25 protein-coding genes and 1 riboswitch are annotated in these 26637 nt (G+C 70.2%); of the genes, 14 read left to right on the top strand and 11 right to left on the bottom strand.

Annotated features, from left to right (window positions below; genetic code table 11):
- The first annotated feature begins 130 nt into the window (after positions 1-130).
- The 5 genes from OG714_RS14865 (at position 131) to OG714_RS14845 (ending at position 4705) form a co-directional block, all read left to right on the top strand.
- The gene (locus OG714_RS14865; RefSeq protein ID WP_406121276.1) at positions 131-655 is read left to right on the top strand and encodes a DUF1453 domain-containing protein; all 525 of its coding nucleotides are present in this window, start codon (positions 131-133) and stop codon (positions 653-655) included.
- Entirely contained in the window at positions 652-1803 is a 1152-nt protein-coding gene (locus OG714_RS14860; RefSeq protein WP_406121274.1) for a sensor histidine kinase, read from the top strand. The genes OG714_RS14865 and OG714_RS14860 overlap by 4 nt, the downstream gene beginning before the upstream one ends.
- The gene (locus OG714_RS14855) at positions 1800-2486 is read left to right on the top strand and encodes a response regulator (RefSeq protein ID WP_406121272.1); all 687 of its coding nucleotides are present in this window, start codon (positions 1800-1802) and stop codon (positions 2484-2486) included. Before OG714_RS14860 ends, OG714_RS14855 begins: the two co-directional genes overlap by 4 nt.
- Positions 2487-2555: 69 nt before the next feature.
- Positions 2556-3116: a DUF485 domain-containing protein gene (locus OG714_RS14850; protein WP_406121271.1), complete on the top strand. Its 561-nt coding sequence runs from the start codon at positions 2556-2558 to the stop codon at positions 3114-3116.
- On the top strand, positions 3113-4705 hold the full coding sequence (locus tag OG714_RS14845; protein WP_406121269.1) for a cation acetate symporter: 1593 nt from the start codon (positions 3113-3115) through the stop codon (positions 4703-4705). Before OG714_RS14850 ends, OG714_RS14845 begins: the two co-directional genes overlap by 4 nt.
- Before the next feature lie 73 nt (positions 4706-4778).
- Here OG714_RS14845 and OG714_RS14840 read toward each other — a convergent pair whose 3' ends face one another.
- Complete coding sequence (locus OG714_RS14840; RefSeq protein WP_406121267.1) at positions 4779-5471, bottom strand: response regulator; 693 nt, start codon at positions 5469-5471, stop codon at positions 4779-4781.
- Between the two features lie 159 nt (positions 5472-5630).
- Between OG714_RS14840 and OG714_RS14835 the strand changes: the two genes are divergently transcribed.
- The 3 genes from OG714_RS14835 to OG714_RS14825 all read left to right on the top strand — a co-directional run bounded on the left by OG714_RS14835 (position 5631) and on the right by OG714_RS14825 (position 8442).
- Positions 5631-6446 carry an ABC transporter ATP-binding protein gene (locus OG714_RS14835; RefSeq protein ID WP_406121265.1) on the top strand — a complete coding sequence of 272 codons (816 nt, stop codon included), beginning with the start codon at positions 5631-5633 and terminating at the stop codon, positions 6444-6446.
- A complete protein-coding gene (locus tag OG714_RS14830; protein WP_406121263.1) occupies positions 6436-7314 on the top strand; it encodes an ABC transporter permease in 879 nt (292 codons plus the stop codon). The genes OG714_RS14835 and OG714_RS14830 overlap by 11 nt, the downstream gene beginning before the upstream one ends.
- Positions 7315-7389: 75 nt before the next feature.
- Entirely contained in the window at positions 7390-8442 is a 1053-nt protein-coding gene (locus OG714_RS14825; protein ID WP_406121261.1) for an ABC transporter substrate-binding protein, read from the top strand.
- 71 nt (positions 8443-8513) lie between these two features.
- On the opposite strand, the gene OG714_RS14820 is transcribed toward OG714_RS14825, so the two are convergent.
- From OG714_RS14820 to OG714_RS14805, 4 genes are all read right to left on the bottom strand, one after another.
- Positions 8514-9194: a response regulator gene (locus OG714_RS14820; RefSeq protein ID WP_406121259.1), complete on the bottom strand. Its 681-nt coding sequence runs from the start codon at positions 9192-9194 to the stop codon at positions 8514-8516.
- Positions 9191-10861: an ATP-binding protein gene (locus OG714_RS14815; protein WP_406121257.1), complete on the bottom strand. Its 1671-nt coding sequence runs from the start codon at positions 10859-10861 to the stop codon at positions 9191-9193. Before OG714_RS14815 ends, OG714_RS14820 begins: the two co-directional genes overlap by 4 nt.
- A gap of 138 nt (positions 10862-10999) precedes the next feature.
- A complete protein-coding gene (locus OG714_RS14810; protein ID WP_406121255.1) occupies positions 11000-11938 on the bottom strand; it encodes a sucrase ferredoxin in 939 nt (312 codons plus the stop codon).
- A 54-nt stretch (positions 11939-11992) separates the two neighbouring features.
- Positions 11993-13249, bottom strand: a complete 1257-nt coding sequence (locus tag OG714_RS14805) for a citrate synthase family protein (protein ID WP_406121253.1) — start codon at positions 13247-13249, stop codon at positions 11993-11995.
- Between the two features lie 98 nt (positions 13250-13347).
- On the opposite strand from OG714_RS14805, the gene OG714_RS14800 reads away from it, so the two are divergent.
- Positions 13348-14514, top strand: coding sequence for a citrate synthase/methylcitrate synthase (locus OG714_RS14800; protein WP_406121251.1), 1167 nt, complete (start codon positions 13348-13350; stop codon positions 14512-14514).
- A 7-nt stretch (positions 14515-14521) separates the two neighbouring features.
- Here OG714_RS14800 and OG714_RS14795 read toward each other — a convergent pair whose 3' ends face one another.
- From OG714_RS14795 to OG714_RS14780, 4 genes are all read right to left on the bottom strand, one after another.
- Positions 14522-15229, bottom strand: coding sequence for a DUF6082 family protein (locus tag OG714_RS14795; RefSeq protein ID WP_406121250.1), 708 nt, complete (start codon positions 15227-15229; stop codon positions 14522-14524).
- Positions 15230-15344: 115 nt separating this feature from the next.
- Complete coding sequence (locus OG714_RS14790; RefSeq protein ID WP_406121248.1) at positions 15345-15632, bottom strand: hypothetical protein; 288 nt, start codon at positions 15630-15632, stop codon at positions 15345-15347.
- A 61-nt stretch (positions 15633-15693) separates the two neighbouring features.
- A complete protein-coding gene (locus OG714_RS14785) occupies positions 15694-15933 on the bottom strand; it encodes a hypothetical protein (RefSeq protein ID WP_406121247.1) in 240 nt (79 codons plus the stop codon).
- 239 nt (positions 15934-16172) lie between these two features.
- Complete coding sequence (locus OG714_RS14780; RefSeq protein ID WP_406121245.1) at positions 16173-16733, bottom strand: DUF6082 family protein; 561 nt, start codon at positions 16731-16733, stop codon at positions 16173-16175.
- A gap of 668 nt (positions 16734-17401) precedes the next feature.
- Here OG714_RS14780 and OG714_RS14775 point away from each other — a divergent pair.
- Positions 17402-18526 carry a GTP-binding protein gene (locus OG714_RS14775; RefSeq protein ID WP_406131823.1) on the top strand — a complete coding sequence of 375 codons (1125 nt, stop codon included), beginning with the start codon at positions 17402-17404 and terminating at the stop codon, positions 18524-18526.
- A 9-nt stretch (positions 18527-18535) separates the two neighbouring features.
- On the opposite strand, the gene OG714_RS14770 is transcribed toward OG714_RS14775, so the two are convergent.
- Positions 18536-20992 (bottom strand): DNA topoisomerase (ATP-hydrolyzing) subunit A, encoded by a 2457-nt coding sequence (locus OG714_RS14770; RefSeq protein WP_406121244.1) that lies wholly within the window; start codon positions 20990-20992, stop codon positions 18536-18538.
- A 327-nt stretch (positions 20993-21319) separates the two neighbouring features.
- Here OG714_RS14770 and OG714_RS14765 point away from each other — a divergent pair, with 327 nt between their 5' ends.
- The 4 genes from OG714_RS14765 to OG714_RS14750 all read left to right on the top strand — a co-directional run bounded on the left by OG714_RS14765 (position 21320) and on the right by OG714_RS14750 (position 26097).
- The gene (locus OG714_RS14765) at positions 21320-22675 is read left to right on the top strand and encodes a M16 family metallopeptidase (RefSeq protein ID WP_406121242.1); all 1356 of its coding nucleotides are present in this window, start codon (positions 21320-21322) and stop codon (positions 22673-22675) included.
- Positions 22672-24060: a M16 family metallopeptidase gene (locus tag OG714_RS14760; RefSeq protein WP_406121240.1), complete on the top strand. Its 1389-nt coding sequence runs from the start codon at positions 22672-22674 to the stop codon at positions 24058-24060. The genes OG714_RS14765 and OG714_RS14760 overlap by 4 nt, the downstream gene beginning before the upstream one ends.
- A gap of 215 nt (positions 24061-24275) precedes the next feature.
- A riboswitch (cyclic di-AMP (ydaO/yuaA leader) is annotated at positions 24276-24435 on the top strand.
- 13 nt (positions 24436-24448) lie between these two features.
- Positions 24449-25204: a M23 family metallopeptidase gene (locus tag OG714_RS14755; RefSeq protein ID WP_406121238.1), complete on the top strand. Its 756-nt coding sequence runs from the start codon at positions 24449-24451 to the stop codon at positions 25202-25204.
- Positions 25205-25392: 188 nt separating this feature from the next.
- A complete protein-coding gene (locus tag OG714_RS14750) occupies positions 25393-26097 on the top strand; it encodes a GntR family transcriptional regulator (protein WP_406121236.1) in 705 nt (234 codons plus the stop codon).
- A 162-nt stretch (positions 26098-26259) separates the two neighbouring features.
- Here OG714_RS14750 and OG714_RS14745 read toward each other — a convergent pair whose 3' ends face one another.
- On the bottom strand, positions 26260-26541 hold the full coding sequence (locus OG714_RS14745; protein WP_019072943.1) for an HPr family phosphocarrier protein: 282 nt from the start codon (positions 26539-26541) through the stop codon (positions 26260-26262).
- Between the last annotated feature and the right edge of the window lie 96 nt (positions 26542-26637).

Genomic DNA, 26637 nt, shown 5'->3' with positions numbered 1-26637 from the left:
AGAGCGGGGCGGCTCGGGAATCCACCCACGATCCACCCTGGCGCCGATCTGCCGACCTGCGAATGTCCGTAGCGTCGAAGGCGTCGGCAGCGCTCGCCGCCGGCATCCTCTTCCGCTCACGGAGGCTCTGATGTCCGGGCTGGTCAACGCATTGGTGATCGTGGCCGTCGTCGCGGTGGTGATCGTGCGGCAGTTCCGCGCCCGTCGGATCGACACCGACCGGCGCTGGTGGCTCCTCCCCGTCATCCTCGCCGTCGTGGCGCTGCGCGAGCCCGGCATCCTCGACGCCCACCACCACACCGAGTCGGCCCTCCTGCTCGGCGTCGAGCTGCTCGTCGGACTGGCCACCGGAGCCGGCTGGGCCTGGACCACGCGCCTGTGGGTCGAGACGGACGGTTCCGTGTGGAGCAAGAGCACCAAGGCGAGCGGGGGCGTCTGGATCGTCGGCATAGCCCTGCGCGTCGGCCTCGTAGGCCTGGGCGCGCTGATCGGCGTGCACCAGAACAGCTCGGTCCTGATGCTCGGCCTCGCGGCGACGCTGCTGGTCCGCTCCGGGGTCCTGACCTGGCGGGCCCAGACCGTCACCGGGACGACAGGATCGGCCCCGGCGTACGGTTTCGGCATGGCGCGGCCTGCCCGGAAGGAGCGCGTGTGACGGAGAACGCCTGGACGCGCTGGCCCTCGCGGGAGGCGTTGGGCCGAGCGGGAGTCTCACGGCCCCGGCGGGTGCTCGCCTGGGCCGTCCGGCTGCTGGTGATCGGCATACTGCTGGGAGGCGCCTTCACCGGCAGCCACGTCCACGGCTGGGCCCTGGCCGGCGGCGTGGCCGGGATCCTGGCGGCAGCGGTCCTCGGCTGGGCCTTCTGGCGCACCACGCTCGCCCACAGGCTCTGGCCGTCGGTGGGGCTCATCGCCGTGCTCCTCGGGATCGCGATCGGGGGACAGGCCGTCGGCTTCACGGTCCCGGCCCTTGTCATCTGGTGCGGCTGTGCGGTCAGTTCGCTGGAGCGGCTGCCCATCGCGGTCGCCGTGCCGGTGACATCGGTGTCCCTCGCGATCTTCGCCGCGGTCAACGACGACGTATGGCTGACCACCGCGGTCACGACGGCCGGGCTGGCCCTCGCCGGATACACGCTCCGCCTCGACGCCGAGGCCCGGGGCGGCGCCCAGCGGCTGCTCACCCAGGAACGCATGGCGCGCGCCGCCGAGGCGGAGTCCGCCGCGCTGGCGGAACGGGCCCGTATCGCCCGGGAGATCCACGACGTGCTGGCCCACAGCCTCTCGGCGCAACTCGTGCACCTGGAGGCGGCCCGGCTGCTGATCGAGCGGGGCGCCGACCGGGAGACGATCCTCGAACGGGTCGTGGCGGCACGGGGGATGGCCCGCGACGGCCTTGTCGAGACCCGGCAGGCACTGTCCGCGCTGCGGGGCGAGATGAGCCCGCTGGAGGACTTCCTGACCGAGATCGTCGGTACGACCGGCCGTGCCGAGGTCACCGTTACGGGTGACCGGAGACAGCTGCCCGCCGAGGCCTCGCAGGCCGTGCGCCGGGTCGCCCAGGAGGCTCTGACGAACGTCCGCAAGCACGCCCCGGGCGCCAAGGTGCTGCTCACGCTGGACTACGGCGAGCACGAAGTGACGCTGGACGTACGGGACTCGGGCGGCTCGCCCGGCGAACTCACCGGGGCGGGAGGTGGATACGGTCTGCTGGGCATGCGGGAACGCGCCGAGCTGCTGGGCGGTTCGCTGCGGGCCGGGCCGGACGAGGAGGGATTCGTGGTGACGCTGAAGGTGCCCGCATGACGGATGAGGCCGTGAAGAAGCCCGCGCGGGTCGTGGTCGCGGACGACCAGACCGTCGTACGGGAAGGCATCGTGATGCTGCTGGGCCTGCTCCCCGGGATCGAGGTCGTCGGCGCCGCCGTCGACGGGGACGAGGCGGTGCGGCTCGTCGCCGAACTCGCCCCGGACGTCGTCCTGATGGACCTGCGGATGCCGCGCTGCGACGGTGTCGAGGCGACCCGGCGCATCCGTGCGGAGCATCCGGGGACGCAGGTCGTGGTGCTCACGACGTTCGCGGACGACGCGTCGCTGTTCCCGGCGCTGCGCGCGGGGGCGCGTGGCTATCTCACCAAGGACGCGGGCGGCGACGAGATCGTACGGGCCGTGGAGAGCGTGCTGTCGGGGGACGCGGGGCTGTCGCCGAGCATCCAACGGCGGTTGCTGGAGCGCCTGTCGGAGCCCGAGCCGCAGCCGTCGTCGGAGCCCGCCGAGCCGCCGGACGGGCTCACCGCGCGGGAGACCGAGGTGCTGCTGCTGATCGCCGAGGGCCTGACCAACCAGGAGATCGCCCGCACACTGCATGTCTCCACGGCGACCGTGAAGACCCACATCAACAACCTGTTCGCCAAGACGGGGCTCAAGGACCGTGCGCAGGCGGTGCGTTACGCCTACGGCAAGGGACTGGTGCGGCCACCAGCGGGTTGAGTCACCTGATGGGGTGAAGACAGCGGAGAAGAAGAGTCGGGGATCTTCCCGTTCTGTCCATCCTTGGGCATGCAGTCAAGCAACGGTCGTCCCCGCGGTGGCGGGAGTGGTCACGAGAGTCCGGCCGAGAACCACGAAGGTCATGACCTGACCCCCGCCGAGGCAACCGGAAAGGTGAGGTACCACGACCCTTGGTACGACGCACTCGCGTCCGGCTGGGGTGAGACGGACGGTACGGGCGGGCCCGCGCCCGAAGTGCCCGCCGCGCGCCGGGGGGACGCGGACCACGCCGTCCGCGCGGGCGATGTGTATCTGGAGGTGCAGGGCAGCGCGGCCTTCCAGGAGGTGCGCGGCCGGTATCTGCGGTTCGTGGTGCCGGCCACCGTCGTCTTCTTCGCCTGGTACGTGGCCTATGTGGTGACGGCGACGACGGCACCGGGATTCATGGCCCGTCCGGTGACCGGCGCGGTGAACGTGGGGATGCTCGCGGGACTGGGGCAGTTCCTCACCACCTTCCTGCTCACCTGGGCCTACGCCCGGCACGCGCGGCTGCGCAGGGACCGGGCCGCGCTCGAACTGCGCTGGGACACACAGGAACTGACACGAGGCATTCGAGGCGGTACGTCGTGACCGGGAACCATCAGACGCTGGCGCTGCTGCTGTTCAGCGCGTTCATCGCGGTCACCCTCGGGATCACCACCTGGGTGAGCCGCAACCGGCATGGTTCGGAGGAGGAGTTCTACGCGGGCGGGCGGCTCTTCTCCCCGATGGAGAATGGTTTTGCCATCTCGGGTGATTATCTGTCCGCGGCCTCGTTCCTCGGGGTCACCGGGCTCATCGCGCTGTTCGGCTACGACGGCCTGCTGTACGTCGTGGGCTTCTTCGTCGCCTGGCTCATGGTGCTGTTCCTCGTCGCCGAACTGGTGCGCAACTGCGGGCGGTTCACGCTCGCCGACGTGGTCGCGGCCCGGATGAGCGAGCGGCCGGTGCGGATCGCGGCGGGAACTTCCTCGGTCACCGTGTCCGTTCTCTACCTGGTGGCGCAGATGGTGGGCGCGGGCAGCCTGGTCTCGCTGCTGCTGGGCGGGACGAGTCCGGCCGCGCGGGCCTGGACCGTCATCGGCGTCGGGGCGCTCATGGTGATCTATGTGTCGATGGGAGGGATGCGGGCCACCACCTGGATCCAGATCGTCAAGGCGGTCCTGATGATGAGCGGCACCATCGCGCTGACGGTGCTGACCCTGGTGCGCTTCCACGGGAACCTGAACCACCTGCTGCTCACGGCCGCCGCGCGCAGCGGTCACGGTGCCGCCTTCCTGGCGCCGGGGCTCAAGTACGGCGGGGACTGGACCGCGCGGTTCGACTTCATCAGCCTGGGCCTCGCGCTGGTGCTGGGCACGGCCGGGCTGCCGCACATCCTGTCCCGCTTCTACACCGTGCCGACCGCACGGGCCGCGCGCCGTTCGGTGGTGTGGTCGATCGGGCTCATCGGCGCCTTCTACCTGATGACGATCATCCTCGGCTTCGCCGCCGCGGCGGTCGTGGGACCGGACACCCTTCGGAAGTCGAACGAGGCCGGGAACACGGCGGTCCCGCTGCTCGCCCTCGACCTCGGCGGAGGCGCCGATTCCACCGGAGGCACCGTCCTGTTCGCGATCGTCGCGGCCGTGGCCTTCGCCACGATCCTCGCTGTGGTCGCCGGGATCACCCTGGCCTCCTCGGCATCCGTGGCGCACGACCTGTACGCGTCGCTGCGGCGCCCGAACGCCAAGCCACGCAGTGAGGTGGCCGTGGCGCGGGTCGCCGCGGTCGGTATCGGTGTCGCGGCGATCGGACTCGGCCTCATCGCCAGGAACCTCAACGTCGCCTTCCTGGTGGGTCTCGCCTTCGCCGTCGCCGCCTCCGCGAACCTCCCGGTGCTGCTCTACTCGCTGTTCTGGCGCGGCTTCACGACCCGCGGCGCCGTGTGGGCCGTATACGGCGGACTGATCCCCGCGCTCGTGCTCGTGCTGCTGTCGCCCGTCGTGTCGGGCAGTCCCGAATCGCTGTTCCCGGGCGTCGACTTCCAGTTCTTCCCGCTCCAGAACCCCGGCCTCGTCTCGATCCCGCTCGGCTTCCTGGCCGGCTGGCTCGGCACGGTCACCTCGACGGAGGTCCCGGACGAGGCCAAGCACGCGGAGACCGAGGTACGGGCGCTGACGGGGGCGGGGGCCGTGTAGCGGGGGCACCCGCCGTCGTCGTACGACGGCGGGGGCGGGCCCGTGTGCCGTGCCGCGCGTGGCTGTCGTGCGGCTACGGCGCCACCCAGGCGTAGCGGTGTTCCGGGCGGCCCGTGTCGCCGTACTTGAGGGAGAGGCGGAGGCGGCCGGCCTGTTCCAGGTGGCGGAGGTAGCGCTGGGCCGTGGAGCGGCTCAGGCCGGTCTCGGCGGCCACCTCGTGGGCCGAGAGCGGGTGGCGGGCGCTGTGCAGGACGGCGCAGATCAGGTCGGTGGTCGGTTCCGAGTGACCGCTGGGCAGGCCGGGGGAGGCCGGTGCGGTCGTCGTGCGCAGGGCGCCGAAGATGCGGTCGACCTGCTCCTGGCCGGCGATGCCGCGGCCGCCGACGCGGTCGACGGTGCGGCGCAGCGCGGCGTACGAGTCGAGGCGGGTGCGCAGTGCGGCGAAGGTGAACGGCTTGACCAGGTAGTGCAGGGCGCCCAGGCGCATCGCCCGCTGCACGGTCGTCACGTCGCTGGCCGCCGTGATCATGATGACGTCGGTCGTGTGGCCCTGTTGCCGCATGCGGTGGACGAGTTCGAGACCCGTCTGGTCGGGCAGATAGTGGTCGAGCAGCACCAGGTCGATGGTCCCGCGTTCCACGGTGGCCAGCGCCTGGGCGGCGCTGTGCGCGCGGGCGGCGACCCGGAAGCCGGGAACCTTTCCCACGTACTTGGCGTTGATCTCGGCGACGCGGAAGTCGTCGTCCACGACCATGACGTCAATCATTGGGCCTCTTTCCTCAAGGCCAGGCGAGCGTTAAGCCCGTGTTTCGGCTCCGCAGTTGTAGCGCGAGCAAAACGAGCACAACAGGCTCTTGCGAGCAAAAGAACGGCTTGCGCCCAGAAGACTGCTGCTGTGGTCCGCGCCACATCTACGGTCCCGGCCATGAGCGCAGACACCAGCCCCGCCATCGAGCTGCGGGGCGCGAGCAAGACCTTCAGGACCCCGTCGGGGGGTCTGCACACGGCCGTACAGGGGCTTGATCTCACCGTCGGACGTGGCGAGTTCGTGGCGGTCGTCGGCCCCACGGGCTGCGGCAAGTCGACCACGCTGACCCTCGTCAGCGGGCTGGAAGAGCCCTCCGAGGGCGATGTCCTGGTCGCCGGAGAACCGGTCTCCGGCGTCGGAGACAAGGTCGGCTTCGTCTTCCAGCAGGACGCCACCTTCCCCTGGCGCACGGTCCTGTCCAACGTCATGGCGGGCCCCCGCTTCCGTGGCGTACCGAAGGCGGAGGCCAAGGCGAAGGCGCGTGAGTGGCTGGCCCGGGTCGGGCTGTCCGCCTTCGAGGACCGCTATCCGCACCAGCTCTCCGGCGGGATGCGCAAGCGCGTCGCGCTCGCCGCGACCTTCGTCAACGACCCCGAGATCCTGCTGATGGACGAGCCGTTCTCGGCGCTCGACGTGCAGACCAGGGCCCTGATGTCGGACGAACTCCTGGAGCTGTGGGAGGGCACCGGTACCTCGGTCGTCTTCGTCACCCACGACCTGGAGGAGTCCATCGCGCTGGCCGACAGGGTCGTCGTGATGACCGCCGGGCCCGCCACCGTGAAGCAGGTCTACGACATCGACCTGCCGCGGCCCCGCAAGGTCGAAACCGTGCGCCTGGAGCCGCGGTTCATCGAGATCTACCGCGAGATCTGGGAGTCCCTCGGCGAAGAAGTCCGCATCACGCGCGAGAGGGGTGCGGCCAATGTCGCCTGACGTCATGCCCGAGGACAAGGTCGTACCGACCATGACCGAGCCCGCCACCAAGTCCGACCGCGCGCATTCACGCGCGCGTGCCGCCCGTAAGCGCAGAGCCGGCGTCGGGGCGGCCCGGGTGTTGCTCCTGGTCGTCGTTCTGGGGCTGTGGGAATGGCTCTCCCGGGCCAAGGTCATCGATCCGTTCAACTTCTCGATGCCCTCGAAGATCTGGGACCAGATCTACACCTGGGTGATGCACGGGACCGCGCTCGGATCCCTGGGCGAGCAGATCTGGGCCACGCTCCAGGAAGCGCTGCTCGGCTGGGTGATCGGCGTGATCGCCGGTGTCGTGTTCGGTATCGCGCTGGGGCGGATCACCTTGCTCGCCGACATCCTTGGTCCATACATCAAGGTGCTCAACTCCATACCGAGGATCGTCCTCGCACCCATCTTCGTGATCTGGTTCGGACTCGGACCGTCCTCCAAGGTCGCCTCGGCCGTGGTGCTCGTCTTCTTCCCGGTGTTCTTCAACGCCTTCCAGGGCGCCCGCGAGGTCGACCGCAACCTGGTCGCCAACGCCCGCATCCTCGGCGCCAGCGACCGCAGAGTGACCCTCCAGGTGGTCATCCCGTCGGCCACCTCCTGGATCTTCACCAGCCTCCACGTCAGCTTCGGCTTCGCCCTCATCGGCGCGATCGTCGGCGAGTACATCGGCGCCACCAAGGGCATCGGCCTGCTCGTCGCGCAGTCCCAGGGCACCTTCAACGCGGCCGGTGTGTACGCCGCGATGGTGATCCTCGCGGTCGTCGCCTTGGTCGCCGAAGGGCTGCTCACCTTCGCCGAGAACCGCATCTTCCGCTGGAAGCCGTCGGGCTCCGACAGCTGAACGGCCGCTCTCCGCACCCGCGTTGAAGAGCCCCCTTCCTCCCCGCACCGCACCCTCACAAGGACGTGAACCGCCATGCGCAAGACCGCCAGATACACCGCCCTGGCCGCCTCGGGCCTGCTCGCCCTCTCCACGCTCACCGCCTGTGCCAACGACGCGGCCTCCACCGCCTCCACCAGCAAGGGCGACGGCAAGGGCGTGAAGGTCAAGATCATGGTCGGCGGCCTGGACAAGGTCATCTACCTGCCCGCGATGCTCACCCAGCGGCTCGGCTACTTCGACGCCGAGGGCCTCGACGTCGAGCTGCTGAGCGAACCGGCCGGCGTCCAGGCCGAGACCGCGCTCGTCTCCGGGCAGGTCCAGGGAGCCGTCGGCTTCTACGACCACACGCTCGACCTCCAGGTGAAGGGCAAGTCGGTCGAGTCCGTGGTGCAGTTCTCCCAGGCGCCCGGCGAGGTGGAGGTCGTCTCCACCAAGGCGGCGGGGAAGGTCAAGTCGGCCAAGGACTTCAAGGGCAAGAAGCTCGGCGTGACCGGCCTCGGCTCCTCCACCGACTTCCTCACCAAGTACCTCGCCGTCAAGAACGGCGTCAGCGTCAGCGAGTTCACCCCGGTCGCCGTGGGCGCGGGACCGACCTTCGTCGCGGCGCTCCAACAGGGCTCCATAGACGCCGGTATGACGACCGACCCGACCGTCGCCACGATCCTCGACAAGAAGGCCGGCAAGATCCTCGTCGACATGCGGACGCCCGCGGGCTCGCAGGCGGCGCTCGGTGGGCCGTACCCCTCGTCAAGTCTGTACATGCAGACGGACTGGGTGAACAGCCACAAGTCAACTGTGCAGAAGATGGCCAATGCATTCGTCAAGACGCTCAAGTGGATGTCCACCCACAGCGCGACCGCGATCGCCGACAAGATGCCCGCCGACTACTCCCAGGGCAACAAGTTCCTCTACGCCACCGCGATCAAGAGCACGCTGCCGATGTTCACCAAGGACGGCGTGATGCCGGCGAACGGTCCGGAGACCGTCGAGAAGGTGCTCAAGGCGTTCAATCCCACCATCAAGAACGCCGATGTGGACCTCGACAAGACGTACACGACCGAGTTCGTGAAGAACGCGACAGGCTGACGGACGTACGGTCGCCATCCGTATAGGAGGAAGGGGTACGGCCCCTTCCCCCGCCCCCACCGGCCGTGCCCTCAGGCGCGGGTCGCCCACACGTAACGGTGTTCCGGGCGGCCCGCGTCGCCGTATTTGAGCGTCAGTCTGGCCCGTCCGGTGCGCTCCAGGAGCTTCAGATAGCGCTGGGCGGTCTGCCGGCTCACGCCCGTGCGGTCGGCGATCTCCTGGGCGGACAGGGGGCCTTCGGCGTTCATCAGGGACCGGCGCACGAGTTCCGCGGTGGTGGGGGAGTGCCCTTTGGGCAGCCCGGGCTCCGAAGGCGCGGACAGGGCGCCGAAGATGCGGTCCACCTCGGCCTGTTCGGCCTCGCCGCCGCCGTCGAGGGTGCGGCGCAGTTCCGCGTACGCCTCCAGCTTGGCCCGCAGGCCCGCGAACGCGAACGGCTTGACCAGGTACTGCAGCGCGCCCTGCCGCATCGCCGCCTGGACGGTCGTCACGTCCCGGGCCGCCGTCACCATGATCACGTCCGTCTGGAGGCCGCGCCGGCGCATCTCCTGGACGACCGTCAGACCCGTCTCGTCGGGCAGATAGTGGTCGAGCAGGACCAGGTCCAGATGCGGCAGCGCCTCCAGTCGGTCGAGCGCCTCGGCGGCGCTGTGCGCCTCGGCCGCGACATGGAAGCCGGGCACCTTCTCCACGTAGGCGGCGTTGACCTGTGCGACCCGGGTGTCGTCGTCCACGACCAGGACCTCGATCATCGCGACTCCTCCTCGGCGGCGGTCTCCCCGGGGGCGGTGAGAGCGGGTTCCAGGTCCGGTTCGGTCAGCGCCTCGGGCAGGACGACCACGAACTCCGCGCCCCCGCCGAACGCCTCCGTCACCACCGCGCTGCCGCCCTGCCGTTCGGCGAGCCGACGCACCAGGGAGAGGCCGATACCGCGCTTGCCGTGCGCCGGGGGCTTCTTCGTGGACCAGCCCTCGGTGAAGACCAACTCCCGTTGTTCCTCCGGGATTCCGGGGCCCGTGTCGCGCACCCGGAGCACCGCCGTACGTCCCTCAGTCCGCAATTCGGCCTCCACGCGTGCGTGCGGTGTGCCCGCGACGGCGTCGAGTGCGTTGTCCACCAGGTTGCCGACGACCGTGACCAGCCCGCGCGGGTCGATCAGCCGGTCGGGCAGCCACGTCCGGTCGGAGATCCACAGGGCGACGCCCCGCTCGGCCGCGACGGTCGCCTTGCCGACCAACAGGGCGGCGAGCAGCGGGTCCTGGATCTTCTCGGTGACCTGCTCGGCGGTGGCCCGGTGATCGCCCACCACCTCCCCGACGAAGTCCACGGCGTCGTCGTACATCTCCAGTTCGAGCAGCCCCAACAGCGTGTGCATGCGGTTGGCGTGCTCGTGGTCCTGGGCGCGCAGGGCGTCGATCAGGCCGTGCGTCGAGTCCAACTCCCGGCCGAGCTGCTCCAGTTCGGTGCGGTCGCGCAGGGTGGCCACGGCGCCGCCGTCGTCGGTGGGCATGCGGTTGGTGACCAGGACACGCTGGCCGCGGACGGCGAGCAGGTCGGTGCCGGTCACCCGGCCCGCCAGGACATCAGTCGTACGGCCCTCACCGAGCGCCTCGTCCAGGGACCGGCCGACCGCCTCGTCGCCGATGCCCAGCAGGCGTCGCGCCTCGTCGTTCAGGAGCCGTATGCGGCCCGTGCGGTCCAGGGCGACGACGCCCTCCCGGATGCCGTGCAGCATCGCCTCGCGCTCCGAGAGCAGCGCCGAGATGTCCGAGAAGGCCAGGTCCCGGGTCTGCCGCTGGACCCTCCGGGAGATCACCCAGGCCGCCAGCGCACCGACGGCGAGAGCGCCCCCGGCGTACGCCAGCAGCCCCGGGATCGCGCTGATCAGCTGAGCGCGGACGCTGTCGTACTTGATGCCCACCGAGACGGCCCCGACGACCGTGCCGTCCGCGGCGCGCAGGGGCACCTTGCCGCGCGCGGAGCGGCCCAGGGTGCCCTTGTCGATCTCCTTGACCTCCTGACCGGCCAGGGGCTGGCCGGGAGAGGTCGAGACGAAACGGCCGATCTCGCTCGGAGTCGTGTGCGACCACCGCATGCCCCGCCAGTCCATCACCACCACGTACTCGGCCTTGGTGGCCTTCCGGATCCGCTCCGCCTCCTTCTGCACGGGTCCGTCCACGCTCGGCGGGGTGTCCTGGATGTCCTTGATGATCTGCGGCTGCTGCGCGGTGGTCTGGGCGATGGCCAGGGCGCGGTTCATCGCCTCCTGGTCCAGCTGCTTGCTCAGCGGCGCGAGGAACAGCCCGGTCGCCAGGACCGCGACTCCCGCGGCGATCGCCAGCTGCATCAGCAGCACCTGCGAGAACACCCGCCGCGGCAGCCCGAGGCGACGGCGGCGTGTGGGGGGAGTGGGGCTCATACCCCTGACGGTACGTGGCGGGGCGGGGGCTGCCCCAGGGGTGTGGCGTGGATCTTTTGACCAATCCTTGGGGAAACAGACCTCCAGTAGAGGGCGGTTTCCGGCGGAAGCCGGTCAGGTGGCCCGGTGTCGGGCGGGTCAGCCCGCCAGCGCCGTCGTCAGCTCGCGCACCGCCACCACGTCCATCCGCGCCGGTGCGCCGAGGACCGACGCCCCGCAGCTCTCCGGGCGGGGCGGAAGCGACGCACCCTGGGCGACGATCACACGCCAGTGGCGTCCGTCGGTGTGCGCGACGGTCACCTCCCAGCGCGGTGCGCCCCCGTCCGTCCGTACGACGCTCAGGGCGTCCATCGCGTACTCGCGCGTCGCCGTCCGCACGGCCAGCTCCGCCGCCTGTCCGGGCCGCTCCCAGGCCGAGCCGCCCCGGCAGCCCTCGACGACCACACGGCCCTCCTGGACACCCTGGAGGATCTCCTTGACACCGTGGGCCTCGACGCGCCCGTACGCGTAGCCGTACGGCAGGACGAGCACCGTCGGCGAGAAGCGGTGACCGCCCAGATGGGTGACCTCCCAGGCGCCCTCGACCCCGGAGGCGGCCAGTTCGGCGGCGAGAGGACGGCCGAGGAGCGCGCAGCAGCGGTCGCGCTTGCCGTTGGTGCAGACGAGCGCGAGCGGCTCGCCGGTGTGGGCCCGCCCGCCGAGCGCCGAGCCGAACGAGCGCGGGTCACCCGCGCCGAGGGCGGCGAAGTCGAGGGCGAGCAGCTCCCGCGGGTCCTCGGTCGTGGCGCCGTGCAGCCATACGTTTCCGGGAACGGTGTGGGCCGCGTACACGTGGCGCACGGGCGACGCCGCGGGGTCGGCGTGCCGCCCGGGGCGGCGGATGAGCGCGATCCGTACGCCCGTGTTCGCGGCGGCCGTTTCCAGGGCACGCCCCAGCACGGGGTCCAGGTGGCTCGAAGTGAGCGCTTTGGCACCCCAAGGACCGGGCTGTTCCAGCAGCAGCCACGTCGTCGCCGTGGCCGCGGTTCCGGAAATGGGCTCGTCGAGGTCCCGAGAGACGGTCGCGCACGTACTCACAGAGGTGAGCCTAACCTGACTTCACCCGGGGCGACTTCCGGCCGCGCTCGTGTCCTACTCCGGTAGTGGTTGAGGCGGTCTGGGACCTACGTAGTGACCGCTCGGCCGCATGCGCAGCGGACGCTCCCCGTACTCCTCCAGGGCGTGCGCGATCCAGCCCGCCGTCCGGGCGACGGCGAACACCGTCTCGCCCGCCGTGGGCGGCATCCCGGAGGAGACGGTGAACACGGCGAGCGCCAGGTCGACGTTGGCGTGCAGCGGGGTGTGGCGGGCGGTGGTGGCGACGATGTCGCGGGCCGCGGCGAGCGCGGGCGCGGCACCCGGGATCTCCTTCAGGAGGGCGAACAGGGCACGCGCGCGTGGGTCTTCGCCCGGGTAGAGCCGGTGGCCGAGTCCGGGGACACGGCGGCCCGCGCGCAGTTCGTCCGCGACCACCGGGGCCGCGGTGCCCTGGTCGAGCACGTCGAGCAGCAGCCGGTGCGCCAGACCGCTGGCGGCGCCGTGCAAGGGGCCTTCGAGGACCCCCAGGCCGGAGGAGACGGCCGCGTAGGGGTGAGCGCGGGCCGAGGCCGCGACGCGTACCGCGAGCGTCGAGGCGGCCAGGTCGTGGTCCACGAGAAGCCCAAGTGCCGTGTCCAGGGCCCGCAGTGACGCCTCGTCAGCCGGCCGTCCGCTCAGCCGTGCCCACAGGCGGTGGGCCAGCGGACCCTCGTCGCGATGGGCGCGCCGCACCGGCGGCAGGGCCGCGACGAGGGTCGGGATGAGGATGCGCGCGGTGCCGAGCACGGCGTCCTCGGACAGGTCGAAGCGGAGCGGGTCCGCGGTCGCCGCGGCGATGGCCGCGACCCGCAACCGGTCGGTGGGCCCGGTGTGTTCGGGCAGCGCGTCGACGGCGCGACGGGCGACGGCGACGGCCGCCTTGGGGGCGGTGAACGTGATCCCGGGGCGCAGCTCCCCGGTCCACAGCCACTCGGCGATCTCCTCGTAGGAGTGGCGCGCGGCCAGCTCGGTCGCGTCGACGCCCCGGAAGTAGTACCGGTCCTTCTCGATGAGCGTGATGCGGGTCCGCACGGACAGCTCGCCCCCGGAACCCGAACTCCCGCCACTCTCCCGCCTGTTGCGCCGGGCGAGCGCCTCCACCTCCTTGGCGTCGAAGGTGCTGCCCCGGCCGCCGGGCTCGCGCCTGCTGCCCAGCTGCCCGCGACTCACGTACGCGTACACGGTCTCGGGCTTCACGCCGAGCAACTCGGCGGTCTCCTTGGTGCTCAGACGTCGCTCGGGGTGGCCGGGAGCGGTTTCTTGATCGTGCATGGACGTCACGGTATCCACTCCTTGCGTACATTGATTCAATCAATATTGACAGAGGTTGAGTCAACCATGGACATTTGAATCAAGTCCAGGGAGGAAACATGTCCGTCAACAGGGCCGCAGCCACTCGTATCGAGGTCCCGCGGGGACTCGCGGGCGTCGTCGTCACCGACACCCGAATCGGTGACGTCCGAGGGATCGAGGGCTTCTACCACTACCGCCAGTACTCCGCCGTCGAACTCGCGCAGACCCGCGGCTTCGAGGACGTATGGCATCTCCTGGCCCACGGCGAACTGCCGGACGCCGAACAGGGCGCCGCCTTCGCCGCGGAGACGGCCGCACTGCGCCGACTGCCCGACGAGGTGCGGGCCGCACTGCCCGCCGTGGCGGCGGCGAGCGGCATGTCCGGACCGCTGTCCGGCATGCGTACGGCGCTGTCGCTGCTCGGCGCCGCGAAGGGCTTCCGGCCGGTGTACGACATCGACGCGGACGCGCGCCGCCGGGACACCCTCGTGGCGTCCGCGGCCGTACCGACGCTGTTGACCGCGCTGTACCGGCTGGGGCAGGGACTTGATCCCGTGGAGCCGCGCGAGGACCTCTCCTACGCGGCCAACTACCTCTACATGCTCACGGGTTCGGAGCCGGACAAGCAGCAGGCCAGGGCGATCGAGCAATACTTGATCTCAACCATTGACCACGGATTCAACGCGTCAACCTTCACCGCGCGGGTCATCGCGTCGACGGGGGCGGACGTGGCGGCCTGCCTGGTCGGGGCCGTAGGGGCGCTCTCGGGTCCGCTGCACGGGGGTGCGCCCAGCCGGGCCCTGGACACCCTGGACGCGATCGGCACCCCGGACCGCATCGATCCCTGGATCCGCGAACGCGTCCTCGCCGGCGACCGCATCATGGGCTTCGGCCACGCGATCTACCGCACGGAGGACCCCCGCTCGCGGATGCTGCGCGAGGTCGCCCAGCAGTTCGGCGGCCCACGGGTCGAGTTCGCAGTCGAGGTCGAGCGCCAGGTCGAGACGATCCTCGCGGAACTGAAGCCGGGCCGCGAACTCCACACGAACGTCGAGTTCTACGCCGGGTTGGTCATGGAACTCTGCGGGCTTCCGCGGGAGATGTTCACTCCTACGTTCGCGGCTGCGCGGGTGGTGGGGTGGAGCGCGAACGTGGTCGAGCAGGCGGAGGACTCGAAGATCATCCGGCCGGTGGCCCGGTATGTGGGGGTGGGGGCGCCGGTGGCGGTGCCTCCGCTGGGGTGACGGAGCATCACGGGGGAGGGGGCGGAGGCGTGCCGGGCTGTCGTGCCGCCCGGATCGTCGTCTCGAAGATCCTGTACAGCCGCCCCTCGTCACTGTCGGGTGGCAGTACCTCTTTCGCGTCGCGCGATGCGTCCCAGTAACGCGCGAAGGCGGGGCTCCGTGCCAGGGGACCCATCCGCGCGATCAACTCCGCCTCACTGATGCCGCCCCACTTGAAGACCAGCAGATAGTGGCTGAAGGTCAGATTGGCGAAGAGGTTCTGCCGGAGTCGCTGCGGGGACTCGCCTGGAAAGTCGTTCCAGACCTCCGCCAGGGCGGGATCGTCCATCGCCATCTGGGTGAGCTGCACATGCAGGCCACGCAGATCTGCCTCGGCGCTCCGGCGCAACTGCTCCCGGGAGGCGACGAGTTCCTCGCGCTGTACGGCGAGTTCAAGGCGTTGCAGCCGCAGTTCGCGCTGTTGCAGGAGGAGGGTGGCCACGAGCAGGAGCAGCGCCAGGCCCGAGAAGACCGCGCTGACCCCGCCGAAGTAGTCGCCCAGGGAACTGCGCTCCATCGCCGTTCGCCGGTCTCCGTTGGCCCGTTCCACGCCGCTGGCGAGCCAACCGCTCACCACGACGGAGGCGGCGCCGACGAGAGCGGTTCCGCCGAGCGCGAGGGCGCCCCATGCGCAGAACGTGACTGCCGTGCGCCATGTCCGGCGGTGAGTTGCCATCCGCGCCTCCCCCGAGTCTGCGGAATCCTTCCCGGGGCCCGCCGGAGGAAACGGCGCTGCGGAAGACCAGGCATGGCAATGCCCCCACCGGGTTGCCGGTGGGGGCATCGGTCCATCAGTTGCCGGGAATCTGCGGCTTGGCGTGGATCAGAGTCTGGCGGTCGACGACCACGACGATCTCTGACGGGGCCAGTTCCCGCATCTCCGGATGGGCCCTTCGGACCTCCTCCGTCCGCTCTGTCCCGATCAATGCGTAGTGGTCGTCACACAGTTCGAAGATGTCCGGACAGTTCGCTCCGCTCGTGCTGCCCCGAGACTGGGGAGGCACGCCGAGGCGCTGGTTTATGTGGAGGTGCCGGTCGGACCACCGGCAGGCGGCCTTGCGTCCCAGATGGATGGTCATCCTGTTTCCCTTCGGATGGTGTCGAGGTGAAAGGGAACGATAGGAAGGGAATCGCAGGCGCTCATGCCTCCGGGATGTCGCCCTTGGCCTTGATGAGTGTGTCCCGAGTGATGACGACGATCCGTTCATAAGGGGCGCGCGACGCGTCGGCGGGGAGCTGACTGTCGAACTTGTCCGTGACGTCCGTGCCGATCACCGCGAAGTTTCCGTCGGCCAATTCGAAGATGTCAGGGCAGTTGCCCCCGCCCGCGCTCCCCCGGGCGCTGGGAGGTACACCGATCCGACGGATGATCTGACTCACTGTTGATTCCCTCTGGTTCTCACGTCTGAAAAGTCTGCGCACAACGACTGCGGGGTGAAGGCGGTGCCCTGTGGGGTGCGCTCGTCATCCGGCGGCGTGAGCGACGTCTTGTGGAGTCGTTCTACGCGATCGAGCGTGAGTCAACCCCAGCGACGTCAGGGACAACTGGGGACTTGATCCGTTCGTTATGGCCCGAGGGTGTGATTCGAGGGAGGGCGCCCCTGAGGGCGAGTTGTTGCTCAGTCGCTGGGCGGATCTCCTACGACCCACCACTCGTCGCCGTCGGCCTCTTCCAACTGTCGTAGCAGTTCGTCGACCATCCGTCCGAGTTCGGCCTCGTCCGAGCCCTCGGCGAGCGTCGCCCGCTGCCCTTGAGTCGCGTTCCAGTACTCCCTGACCACGGGATTCTGCACAAGACCGCGAACGAACCCGAAGAACTCGTCGCGGCTGATGTTGCCGATGCGGTAGTAGAACAGCAGATTTGTGTACAGCGCGTTGGCGAAGAGGTATTGGCGTCGTTTCTGCTGGGACGCCGGCACTTCGAAGATGTCCAGCACCTCGGCCAGCTCCGGGCTGTCGATCGCCTTGCTCAGCAGTTCCCAGTGCAGCCGCTGCTGGGTGGCCAGATTGGCGTGGTGGTGGCTGTTGGCGACCCGTTTTTCCAGGTGGTCGAGGCGGATGCGCAGCGCGCGGAGCGTGCGGTGTTGCGCGGCCATGACGGCGAGAGCTCCCGTCGCCAGGCCGAGTCCGGCTGCCAGGGGCGTGGCGAACCCCCGTGTACCGCGCTTCCGTGTGGCCATGTCAACCCCCGAGTCAGGCGGCCGTCCGCCGGTCGTCGGGGTGCGGGTCGACTGATGGGGACCGGCGAGCGATGGGCGGCGCTTGCCGTCTCCCAGAGTGCCGAGCGGCTCTGATCGGCAGGGAGGCGGAGAGGAGGCGCACGGAGGGAAGCGAGGGTCGCACGAACCGGCGCCTTCCCCAACGTCTGCCCCGCAAGTGCTGCTAACAATCGTTCACTTCGCGGCGATTCTTCCGGCTCGTATCCTGGGGCGGCATTCAACCTCCGTACGTGCGCCGGACCGCGAGCCGGTGCACGCGTCGGCGTGAAAGAGGTCGCACGTTGAGCCAGCAGAACTCGAGCGCGAGCCCGAGGCAGAGCCTGAGCGCAAGCCCGAGCCCAGGCCCGAGTCGGACCCCGAGCCCAGGCCCGAGCGCGAGCCAGAGCCAGAGCCCGGATCTGAACCCGCGCACGGATCCGGCGTCGGTTCCGAGCTCACACCCAACCTCGGTTCCCACCCCAACCTCGGTTCCCGCATCCGCCCCCGCCCCCGCCTCGGCACCGGCCTCGGCCCCCGCCTCGGCACCGGCCTCGGCCCCCGCCCCGGCACCGGCCTCGGCCCCCGCCCCGGTACCAACACCGGCCGCACCCCCGGCAACGGATCCACCCCCGACGCCAACCCCCCACCAGATCCCCGTCCTCGTCCTCGCCGGATTCCTCGGCTCCGGCAAGACGACCCTCCTCAACCACCTCCTGCACCGCAGCGGAGGCAGCCGTATCGGTGCCATCGTCAATGACTTCGGGGCGATCGAGATCGACGCGCTGGCCGTGGCCGGGGCGCTCGGTGACGCGACCGTGTCGCTCGGCAACGGGTGCCTGTGCTGTGCCGTGGACGCCAGTGAGCTCGACGTCTATCTGGAGCGGCTCGCCCGGCCCTCAGCCGGTATCGACGTCATCGTCATCGAGGCCAGCGGGCTCGCCGAACCGGAGGAACTGGTGCGCATGTTGCTCGCCAGCGAGCACCCGGGGATCGTCTACGGCGGGCTCGTCGAGGTCGTCGACGCCGTCGAGTTCGACGACACGCGCGCGAAGCACCCCGAGATCGACCGGCATCTCTCCCTCGCCGATCTCGTCGTCGTCAACAAGCTCGACCGGGCGGTCGACGCCCCGCGCGTGCTCGGGCTCGTCCGTTCCCTCACTGACCGTGCCGCCGTCGTACCCGCGACGTACGGCCGTATCGACCCCGAGTTCCTCTTCGACTGCCGGCCGAACGAGGAGCGCGTCGGGCAGTTGACCTTCGACGACCTGCACGAGCACCCCGGTGACGACCAGGGCGGCGACGCACACGCCGACCACCTGCACACCGCCTACGACAGCCTCTCCTTCGTCTCCGACACGCCCATGGATCCGCGCGGGTTGATGGCGTTCCTGGACAGCCGGCCCGAGGGGCTCTACCGCATCAAGGGGTACGTCGACTTCGGCGCCCACGATTCGCGTAATCGGTACGCCGTGCACGCCGTTGGGCGATTCCTGCGGTTCTATCCAGAGGCCTGGGGCAGTGGCGACACCCGGCTGACCCAGCTCGTGCTCATCGGTGCCGGACTCGACATGCCCGCCCTCGGCAAGGAGTTGGAGGCGTGCAGAGACGGCGACGCCCCGCACGCCGACGAGCGCGGCATGTGGGGCGTCCTCCGTTACGTACAAGAGGCGGATCAGGAGACTGCGTACCGTCAAGTACCCGAATCCGAGCCGGAGTTGGACCCGGATCCGGAACCGGAACCGGACGTAGACCCCGGTCCTGAACTGGACTACTGACGGCCGGCGCTACACCGGCCCCGCCACCACCGACACCGTCTTCGCCAGCGACACGCCCGAGCCGTCCCGTCGCGGGTCCATTTCGGGGAGTTCCGCAGGGGTGCCGTCCCGTTGTGCCGCCTTCGCCGGTACGGCGCCCGCCCAGGCCAGGGAGAGGCAGTCCTCGCCCCTCAGGAAGCGCTGGCAGCGGACGCCGCCGGTGGCGCGGCCCTTGCGGGGGTACTGGTCGAACGGGGTCAGCTTCGCCGTCGTCTGGACCGAGTCGTCCAAGGTGCCGCGTGAGCCCGCGATCGTGAACACCGCGGCGTCCACGGCGGGGTCGACGGCGGTGAAGGAGATGACCTTCGCGCCGTCGGTGAGCTTGATGCCCGCCATGCCGCCGGCCGGGCGGCCCTGGGGGCGGACCTGGGAGGCCTGGTAGCGCAGGAGTTGGGCGTCGTCCGTGATGAAGACCAGGTCCTCCTCGCCGGTGCGCAGCTCGATCGCGCCGACGATCCGGTCGCCGTCCTTGAGCGTGATGACCTCCAACTCCTCCTTGTTCGTGGGGTAGTCGGGGACCACGCGCTTGACGACGCCCTGCTCCGTGCCGATGGCCAGGCCCGGGGAGGATTCGTCGAGGGTGGTGAGGCAGATGACCGTCTCGCCCTCGTCCAGGGAGACGAACTCCGAGATCGGCGCGCCGCCGGAGAGGTTCGGCGCTGCGGCCGTCTCCGGGAGCTGCGGGAGGTCGACGACGTTGATCCGGAGGAGGCGGCCGGCCGAGGTGACCGCGCCGAGCTCGCCGCGGGCCGTCGCCGGGACCGCCGAGACGATCACGTCGTGCTTGGTGCGCCGGGCCTCGGCGTCCTCCGGGAAGGGCTCGCCGTTCGCCGTACGGGCCAGCAGACCTGTCGACGAGAGCAGCACCCGGCACGGGTCGTCGGCCACCTGGAGCGGCACCGTGGCGGTGGGGGCGCCCGCCGACTCCAGCAGGACCGTGCGCCGGTCGGTGCCGAACTTCTTCGCCACCGCGGCCAGTTCGGTCGAGACCAGCTTGCGCAGCTCGGTGTCCGACTCCAGGATGCGGGTCAACTCCGCGATCTCCGCCCGGAGTCGCTCCATCTCCGACTCCAGCTCGATCCGGTCGAACCGGGTGAGCCGGCGCAGCGGCGTGTCCAGGATGTACTGCGTCTGGATGTCCGACAGCGAGAAGCGCTCCATCAGGCTCTGCTTCGCCTGCGCCGAGTTGTCGCTGGAGCGGATGATCCGGATGACCTCATCGATGTCGATGAGCGCGGTGAGCAGACCCTCCACCAGGTGGAGGCGGTCGCGCCGCTTGGTGCGGCGGAACTCGCTGCGTCGCCGTACGACGTTGAAGCGGTGGTCGAGATAGACCTCCAGGAGTTCCTTGAGGCCGAGCGTGAGGGGCTGGCCGTCGACCAGCGCCACGTTGTTGATGCCGAAGGACTCCTCCATCGGCGTCAGCTTGTAGAGCTGCTCCAGGACCGCTTCCGGTACGAAGCCGTTCTTGATCTCGATGACCAGACGCAGGCCGTGCGCGCGGTCGGTGAGGTCCTTGACGTCGGCGATGCCCTGCAGCTTCTTCGCGCCGACCAGGTCCTTGATCTTGGCGATCACCTTCTCGGGGCCTACGGAGAAGGGCAGTTCGGTGACGATGATGCCCTTGCGGCGTGCCGTCACGTTGTCCACGGCGACCGTGGCGCGGATCTTGAACGTGCCGCGGCCGGTCTCGTACGCGTCCCGGATGCCGGTGAGGCCGACGATCCGGCCGCCCGTCGGCAGGTCGGGGCCGGGGACGTGCCGCATCAGGCTGTCCAGGTCCGCGTTCGGATAGCGGATCAAGTGCCGGGCGGCCGCGATGACTTCGCCCAGGTTGTGCGGCGGCATGTTGGTGGCCATGCCGACGGCGATGCCCGACGAGCCGTTCACCAGGAGGTTTGGGAAGGCGGCGGGCAGGGCCACCGGCTCCTGCTCCTGGCCGTCGTAGTTCGGGGTGAAGTCGACCGTGTCCTCGTCGATCGACTCGGTCATCAGGTTGGCCGCTTCGGACGGCCGGCACTCGGTGTACCGCATGGCGGCCGGCGGGTCGTCGTTGCCCAGCGAGCCGAAGTTGCCGTGGCCGTCGGCCAGCGGCACGCGCATGGAGAAGGGCTGGGCCATGCGCACCAGGGCGTCGTAGATCGACGCGTCGCCGTGCGGGTGCAGCTTGCCCATGACCTCGCCGACGACACGCGCGCACTTCACATAGCCGCGGTCGGGGCGCAGGCCCATCTCGTCCATCTGGTAGACGATCCGTCGGTGGACCGGCTTCAGGCCGTCCCGGGCGTCCGGCAGGGCTCGGGAGTAGATGACCGAGTACGCGTACTCAAGGTAGGAGCCCTGCATCTCGTCGACGACGTCGATGTCGAGGATCCGCTCCTCGAACGAGTCGTCGGGCGGCGGGGTCTTCGTGCTGCGGCGGGCCATCGCTGCCGGCTCCTCTTTTCTGGTCGCTCGCCTGGGGGTCGCTCCCCTTCGGCTCACTCTTGCTGAAGCGTGAACGGGGTCTTGACGTGAACCATTGTGGACCGCGGCACTGACAACACGGACCAGGACCCGGCGTTGCCCGCTCGGGTCCGTCGCCGGCGGCTGCCGCGTGAGTCCACGTGTGCGACTGCCCGCAGGCTACGCGATCTCGCTCTCGGCGTACGTCCGCCGGGAACTTCGCCGACGGTCCGCACGCTTGCATACAGTGGCGGGACGAGCAGGATTTCTGCGGTTCCAGCCAGATAATCCGCGATCGAAGGGACGTACATGCCCATGGGTCACACGGCCACCGCCGAGGCAGGGTCCGGCGGTCTGACAGCGACCGAACACCGCTTGGCCAACGGTCTGCGCGTGGTCCTCTCCGAGGACCACCTGACCCCGGTCGCGGCGGTGTGCCTCTGGTACGACGTCGGTTCCCGCCACGAGGTCAAGGGGCGCACCGGCCTGGCTCACCTCTTCGAGCACCTGATGTTCCAGGGCTCGGGACAGGTCAAGGGCAACGGCCACTTCGAACTGGTGCAGGGCGCGGGCGGTTCGCTCAACGGCACCACCAGTTTCGAGCGCACGAACTACTTCGAGACCATGCCCACCCACCAGTTGGAGCTCGCGCTCTGGCTGGAGGCGGACCGCATGGGCTCGCTCCTGGCCGCCCTGGACGAGGAGTCCATGGAGAACCAGCGGGACGTCGTCAAGAACGAGCGCCGCCAGCGCTACGACAACGTGCCCTACGGGACGGCGTTCGAGAAGCTGACCGCCCTCGCCTACCCGGAGGGCCACCCCTACCACCACACGCCCATCGGCTCGATGGCGGACCTGGACGCGGCCACCCTGGAGGACGCGCGCGCGTTCTTCCGCACCTACTACGCGCCCAACAACGCGGTCCTGTCCGTGGTCGGCGACATCGACCCCGAGCAGACGCTCGCCTGGATCGAGAAGTACTTCGGGTCCATCGCGTCGCACGACGGCAAGCCCGAGCCCCGCGACGGCACGCTGCCCGAGGTGATCGGCGGGCAACTGCGCGAGGTCGTCGAGGAAGAGGTCCCGGCCCGCGCCCTGATGTGCGCCTACCGCCTGCCGAACGACGGCACGCGCGCGTCCGACGCGGCCGACCTCGCCCTCACCATCCTCGGCGGCGGCGAGTCCTCGCTCCTCTACAACCGCCTCGTACGGCGCGACCGTACGGCGGTCGCGGCCGGCTTCGGTCTGCTGCGGCTGGCCGGTGCGCCCTCCCTGGGGTGGCTGGACGTCAAGACGTCCGGGGACGTCGAGGTGCCGGTCATCGAGGCCGCCATCGACGAGGAGCTCGCCCGGTTCGCCGAGGAGGGCCCCACGGCCGAGGAAATGGAGCGCGCCCAGGCCCAGTTGGAGCGCGAGTGGCTGGACCGGCTCGGCACGGTCGCGGGCCGCGCCGACGAACTGTGCCGGTACGCCGTCCTGTTCGGTGACCCGCAGCTCGCCCTGACCGCCGTACAGCGCGTCCTGGACGTGACGGCGGAGGAGGTGCAGGAGGTCGCGAAGGCCCGCCTGCGCCCCGACAACCGCGCGGTGCTCGTGTACGAGCCCATCGCGGCCGAGGATGACGAAGCAGAGGCCGGCGACGAGAACGAGGAGGCGGCCAAGTGACCGAGCTCGCCACGATGGAATTCCACCCGCAGCCCCAGGCCGGCGAGGCCAGGCCGTGGGCCTTCCCCGCCCCGGAGCGCGGGACGCTCGGCAACGGCCTGACCGTGCTGCGCTGTCACCGCCCCGGCCAGCAGGTCGTCGCCGTCGAGGTGCTCCTTGACGCGCCCCTGGAGGCCGAACCGGCCGGCCTGGACGGTGTCGCCACGATCACCGCGCGGGCCTTCTCCGAGGGCACCGACAAGCACTCCGCCGAGGAGTTCGCCGCCGAGCTGGAGCGCTCCGGCGCCACCCTCGACGCGCACGCCGACCACCCCGGGCTGCGCCTGAGCCTGGAGGTCCCGGCCTCGCGCCTGGCCAAGGGCCTCGGTCTGCTGTCGGACGCGCTGAGGGCGCCCGCCTTCGCGGACAGCGAGGTCGAGCGGCTGGTCCGCAACCGCCTCGACGAGATCCCGCACGAGACGGCCAACCCGTCCCGCCGCGCGGCCAAGGAGCTCTCCAAGGAGCTGTTCCCGGCGACCTCGCGCATGTCGCGCCCGCGCCAGGGCACCGAGGAGACGGTCCAGAAGATCGACTCCGGGGCCGTACGCGCCTTCTACGAGCGGCACGTCCGTCCCGCGACGGCCACCGCCGTGGTCGTCGGCGACCTCACCGGCATCGACCTGGACGCGCTCCTCGCCGACACCCTGGGTTCGTGGACGGGCTCCACCGCGCAGTCGCGTCCCGTGCCGCCGGTGACCGCCGACGACACCGGGCGGGTCGTGATCGTGCACCGTCCCGGCGCAGTCCAGACGCAGCTGCTCATCGGCCGCGTCGGCGCCGACCGGCACGACCGCGTGTGGCCCGCCCAGGTGCTCGGCACGTACTGCCTCGGCGGCACCCTCACCTCCCGCCTGGACCGCGTCCTGCGCGAGGAGAAGGGCTACACCTACGGTGTGCGGGCGTTCGGCCAGGTGCTGCGTTCGGCACCCGACGGCACGGGTGCCTCGATGCTCGCCATCAGCGGCTCCGTGGACACCCCGAACACCGGTCCCGCGCTGGACGACCTGTGGACGGTGCTGCGCAAGCTCGCCGAGGGCGGACTCACCGACGCCGAGCGGGACATCGCCGTGCAGAACCTCGTCGGGGTGGCGCCGCTCAAGTACGAGACCGCCGCGGCCGTGGCCAGCACGCTGGCCGACCAGGTCGAGCAGCACCTGCCCGACGACTACCAGGCGACGCTGTACCAGCAGCTCGCCGCGACCGGCACCGTGGAGGCCACCGCGGCGGTCGTGAACGCCTTCCCGGTGGACCGTCTGGTGACGATCCTGGTCGGCGACGCGGAGCAGATCAAGGAGCCCGTCGAGGCTCTCGGTATCGGCGAAGTGACCGTCGTCCCGGCCGAGTAGACGACAAGCAGGGAGCCGATCGGCGGCACGCGCGTGTGGGGGCCCTGGTGACTGAAGAGTCATCAGGGCCCCCCTAATGTCCGAATTGGGGGAGAGGTTGCCTGTCTGCCCTGTGGCATGTGCAACAAAACCCGTGATCCGTTTGGGGATTGAAAGTGGCCCCCCTTAGCGTCGGTCCGGCTGTCCGTCAGGCACCGCGCCGCACTCGTGGCACCGGACAGTCATCGCCGAGTCCCCGTACGGCGCGAGCCAGGGGAGCCGGGGACCCATGTCCCTGGGGTGAATCGGACGCCCGCGCGCACAGCGAGGGGGTCCGTAGGAGACCTTCCTGCTCCGAACCCGTCAGCTAACCCGGTAGGCGAGAAGGAAGGAAAGGACCAGCCACTCCATGGCGTTCACCCGCGCCACCGGGAAGCACCGTCGCCCGAGCCGGACCCACCGCACCACCGTTCGTGTCGCGAGTGTCGCGGCCCTCACCACCACCGGCGTCGTCGGCACCCTCGCGAGCGCCCCGGCGTTCGCCGCGGAGCCCGCCCCCGAACAGACCGGTCTCACCCCCGTCGTCGCCATGGGCGACTCCGTGGCCGAGAAGATCGACGCCCAGGCCGTCGCCCAGCAGCAGGCCGCCGCTGAAACGCTGGCCAAGGAGACCGCCCGGGCCAAGGCCGCCGCGCAGGCCAAGGCGGAGCGCGAGGCCGAGGTACGCGCCGCCCGCGCCGCCGAGCGCAAGAGGCTCAACACCTTCGTCGCACCGGTCACCGGCTCGTACGTCTCCACCGGCTACAAGACCGGCGGTTCCCTCTGGTCCTCCGGTGCCCACACCGGCATCGACTTCCACGCCTCGACCGGCACCTCCGTGCACGCGGTCGGCTCCGGCACCGTCGTCGAGGCCGGCTGGGGAGGCTCGTACGGCAATCAGGTCGTGATCAAGATGGCCGACGGCATGTACACCATGTACGGCCACCTGTCGTCCATCGGTGTCTCCGTCGGCCAGACGGTCACCCCGGGCGAGCAGATCGGCCTCTCCGGGGCGACCGGCAACGTCACCGGACCGCACCTCCACTTCGAGGCCCGCACGACCGCCGAGTACGGCTCCGACGTAGACCCCGTCGCCTACCTCCGCAAGCACGGCGTGAACGTCTGACGACACAGCGCCGCACTTCCCGAAGCCCTGGCCCGCCCGGCCGGGGCTTTCGGCGTTTCCGGAGCCCTCCTGTCCAAAAAATATCCATGGATTCCGGCCCGCCATCGGAAATTCCCGCTCATTGCAATAGAGTCACGGAACACACGTCAATCGTCGACGTTTCACGGGGATTAAGGCGGAGGTCGGACATGCGTATTCCGGCGCACTCGGTATGCACGGCGATCCGGGACGACATCGTCGCCGGTGTCTACGAGCGCGGCAGCCGGCTCACGGAGGAACTCCTCGCGCGCCGGTACGGGGTCTCGCGCGTCCCCGTCCGGGAGGCCCTGCGCACGCTGGAGGCCGAGGGGTTCGTGGTGACCCGGCGGCACGCGGGCGCGTGCGTCGCGGAACCGACCGAGCAGGAGGCGGCCGACCTGCTGGAGATGCGGATGCTGCTGGAGCCGCTCGGCGCCTCGCGGGCCGCCCAGCGGCGCACCGAGGCCCACCTCAAGGTGCTGCGCGGCCTCGTCAGGCTGGGCCAGGAGCGCGCCAGGAGGGGCAACAGCGAGGATCTGCGCTCCCTGGGCAGCTGGTTCCACGAGACGCTGGCACAGGCCTCCGGGAGCCCAGCGCTGACCTCGATGCTGACCCAGCTGCGGCACAAGATCGCCTGGATGTACGCGGTGGACGCCCCGGCCAACCCCGTGGAGTCCTGGGCCGAGCACGGGGCCATCGTGGACGCCGTGGCGCGCGGTGACGGCGAGCGTGCGCGAGCGATCACCGCCCTGCACACCGAGCGCGCGGGCACCGCGCACCGGCTGCGCTTTCCCGGCGGGGCGAACGGCACGAACGGCGCGGACCGTGTGAGGACTTCGCAACCTCCCGTAAACATGTCGGGCCTGCGGCATTAACACGGGCGCCGTATACAAAGAGAAGTAATTCGCGGGGGATTATTCATGCTGCCCGTGAGTGGAAATTGCGAAGGGCTCGCCCGGTAATTCGGACGAGCCCTTCGAGGTTGTGGTGCATCGTTTTTGGACGAAAAGCACCGCAACCATCAATTGCGGGGTGCCTCAGACGGTCTCGGGGAGTTCTTCGAGACCCTCCGCGACCAGCTTCGCCAGTCGGTCGAGGGCCGCGTCCGCGCCCTCGGCGTCGGACGCGAGGACGATCTCCTCGCCGCCCTGGGCGCCCAGGCCCAGGACCGCGAGCATGGAGGCCGCGTTGACGGGGTTGCCGTCGGCCTTGGCGATCGTCACGGGGATACCCGCGGCCGTGGTGGCCCGGACGAAGATGGAGGCGGGGCGGGCGTGAAGGCCCTCCGCCCAGCCGACGTTGACGCGGCGCTCAGCCATGTGATGCTGCCCTTCAGAGTCTCAGGGTTGTCTAGACCAGTTTCCCACACGTGAAGCGACCCCGGACCGGTCCGGTGAACCGTCCGGAGCGAGTCG

Source organism: Streptomyces sp. NBC_00989 (assembly GCF_045162655.1).
GTDB lineage: Bacteria > Actinomycetota > Actinomycetes > Streptomycetales > Streptomycetaceae > Streptomyces.
The sequence above is the reverse complement of the archived record's forward strand: the minus strand, read 5'-3'. Positions and strand labels throughout refer to the sequence as shown.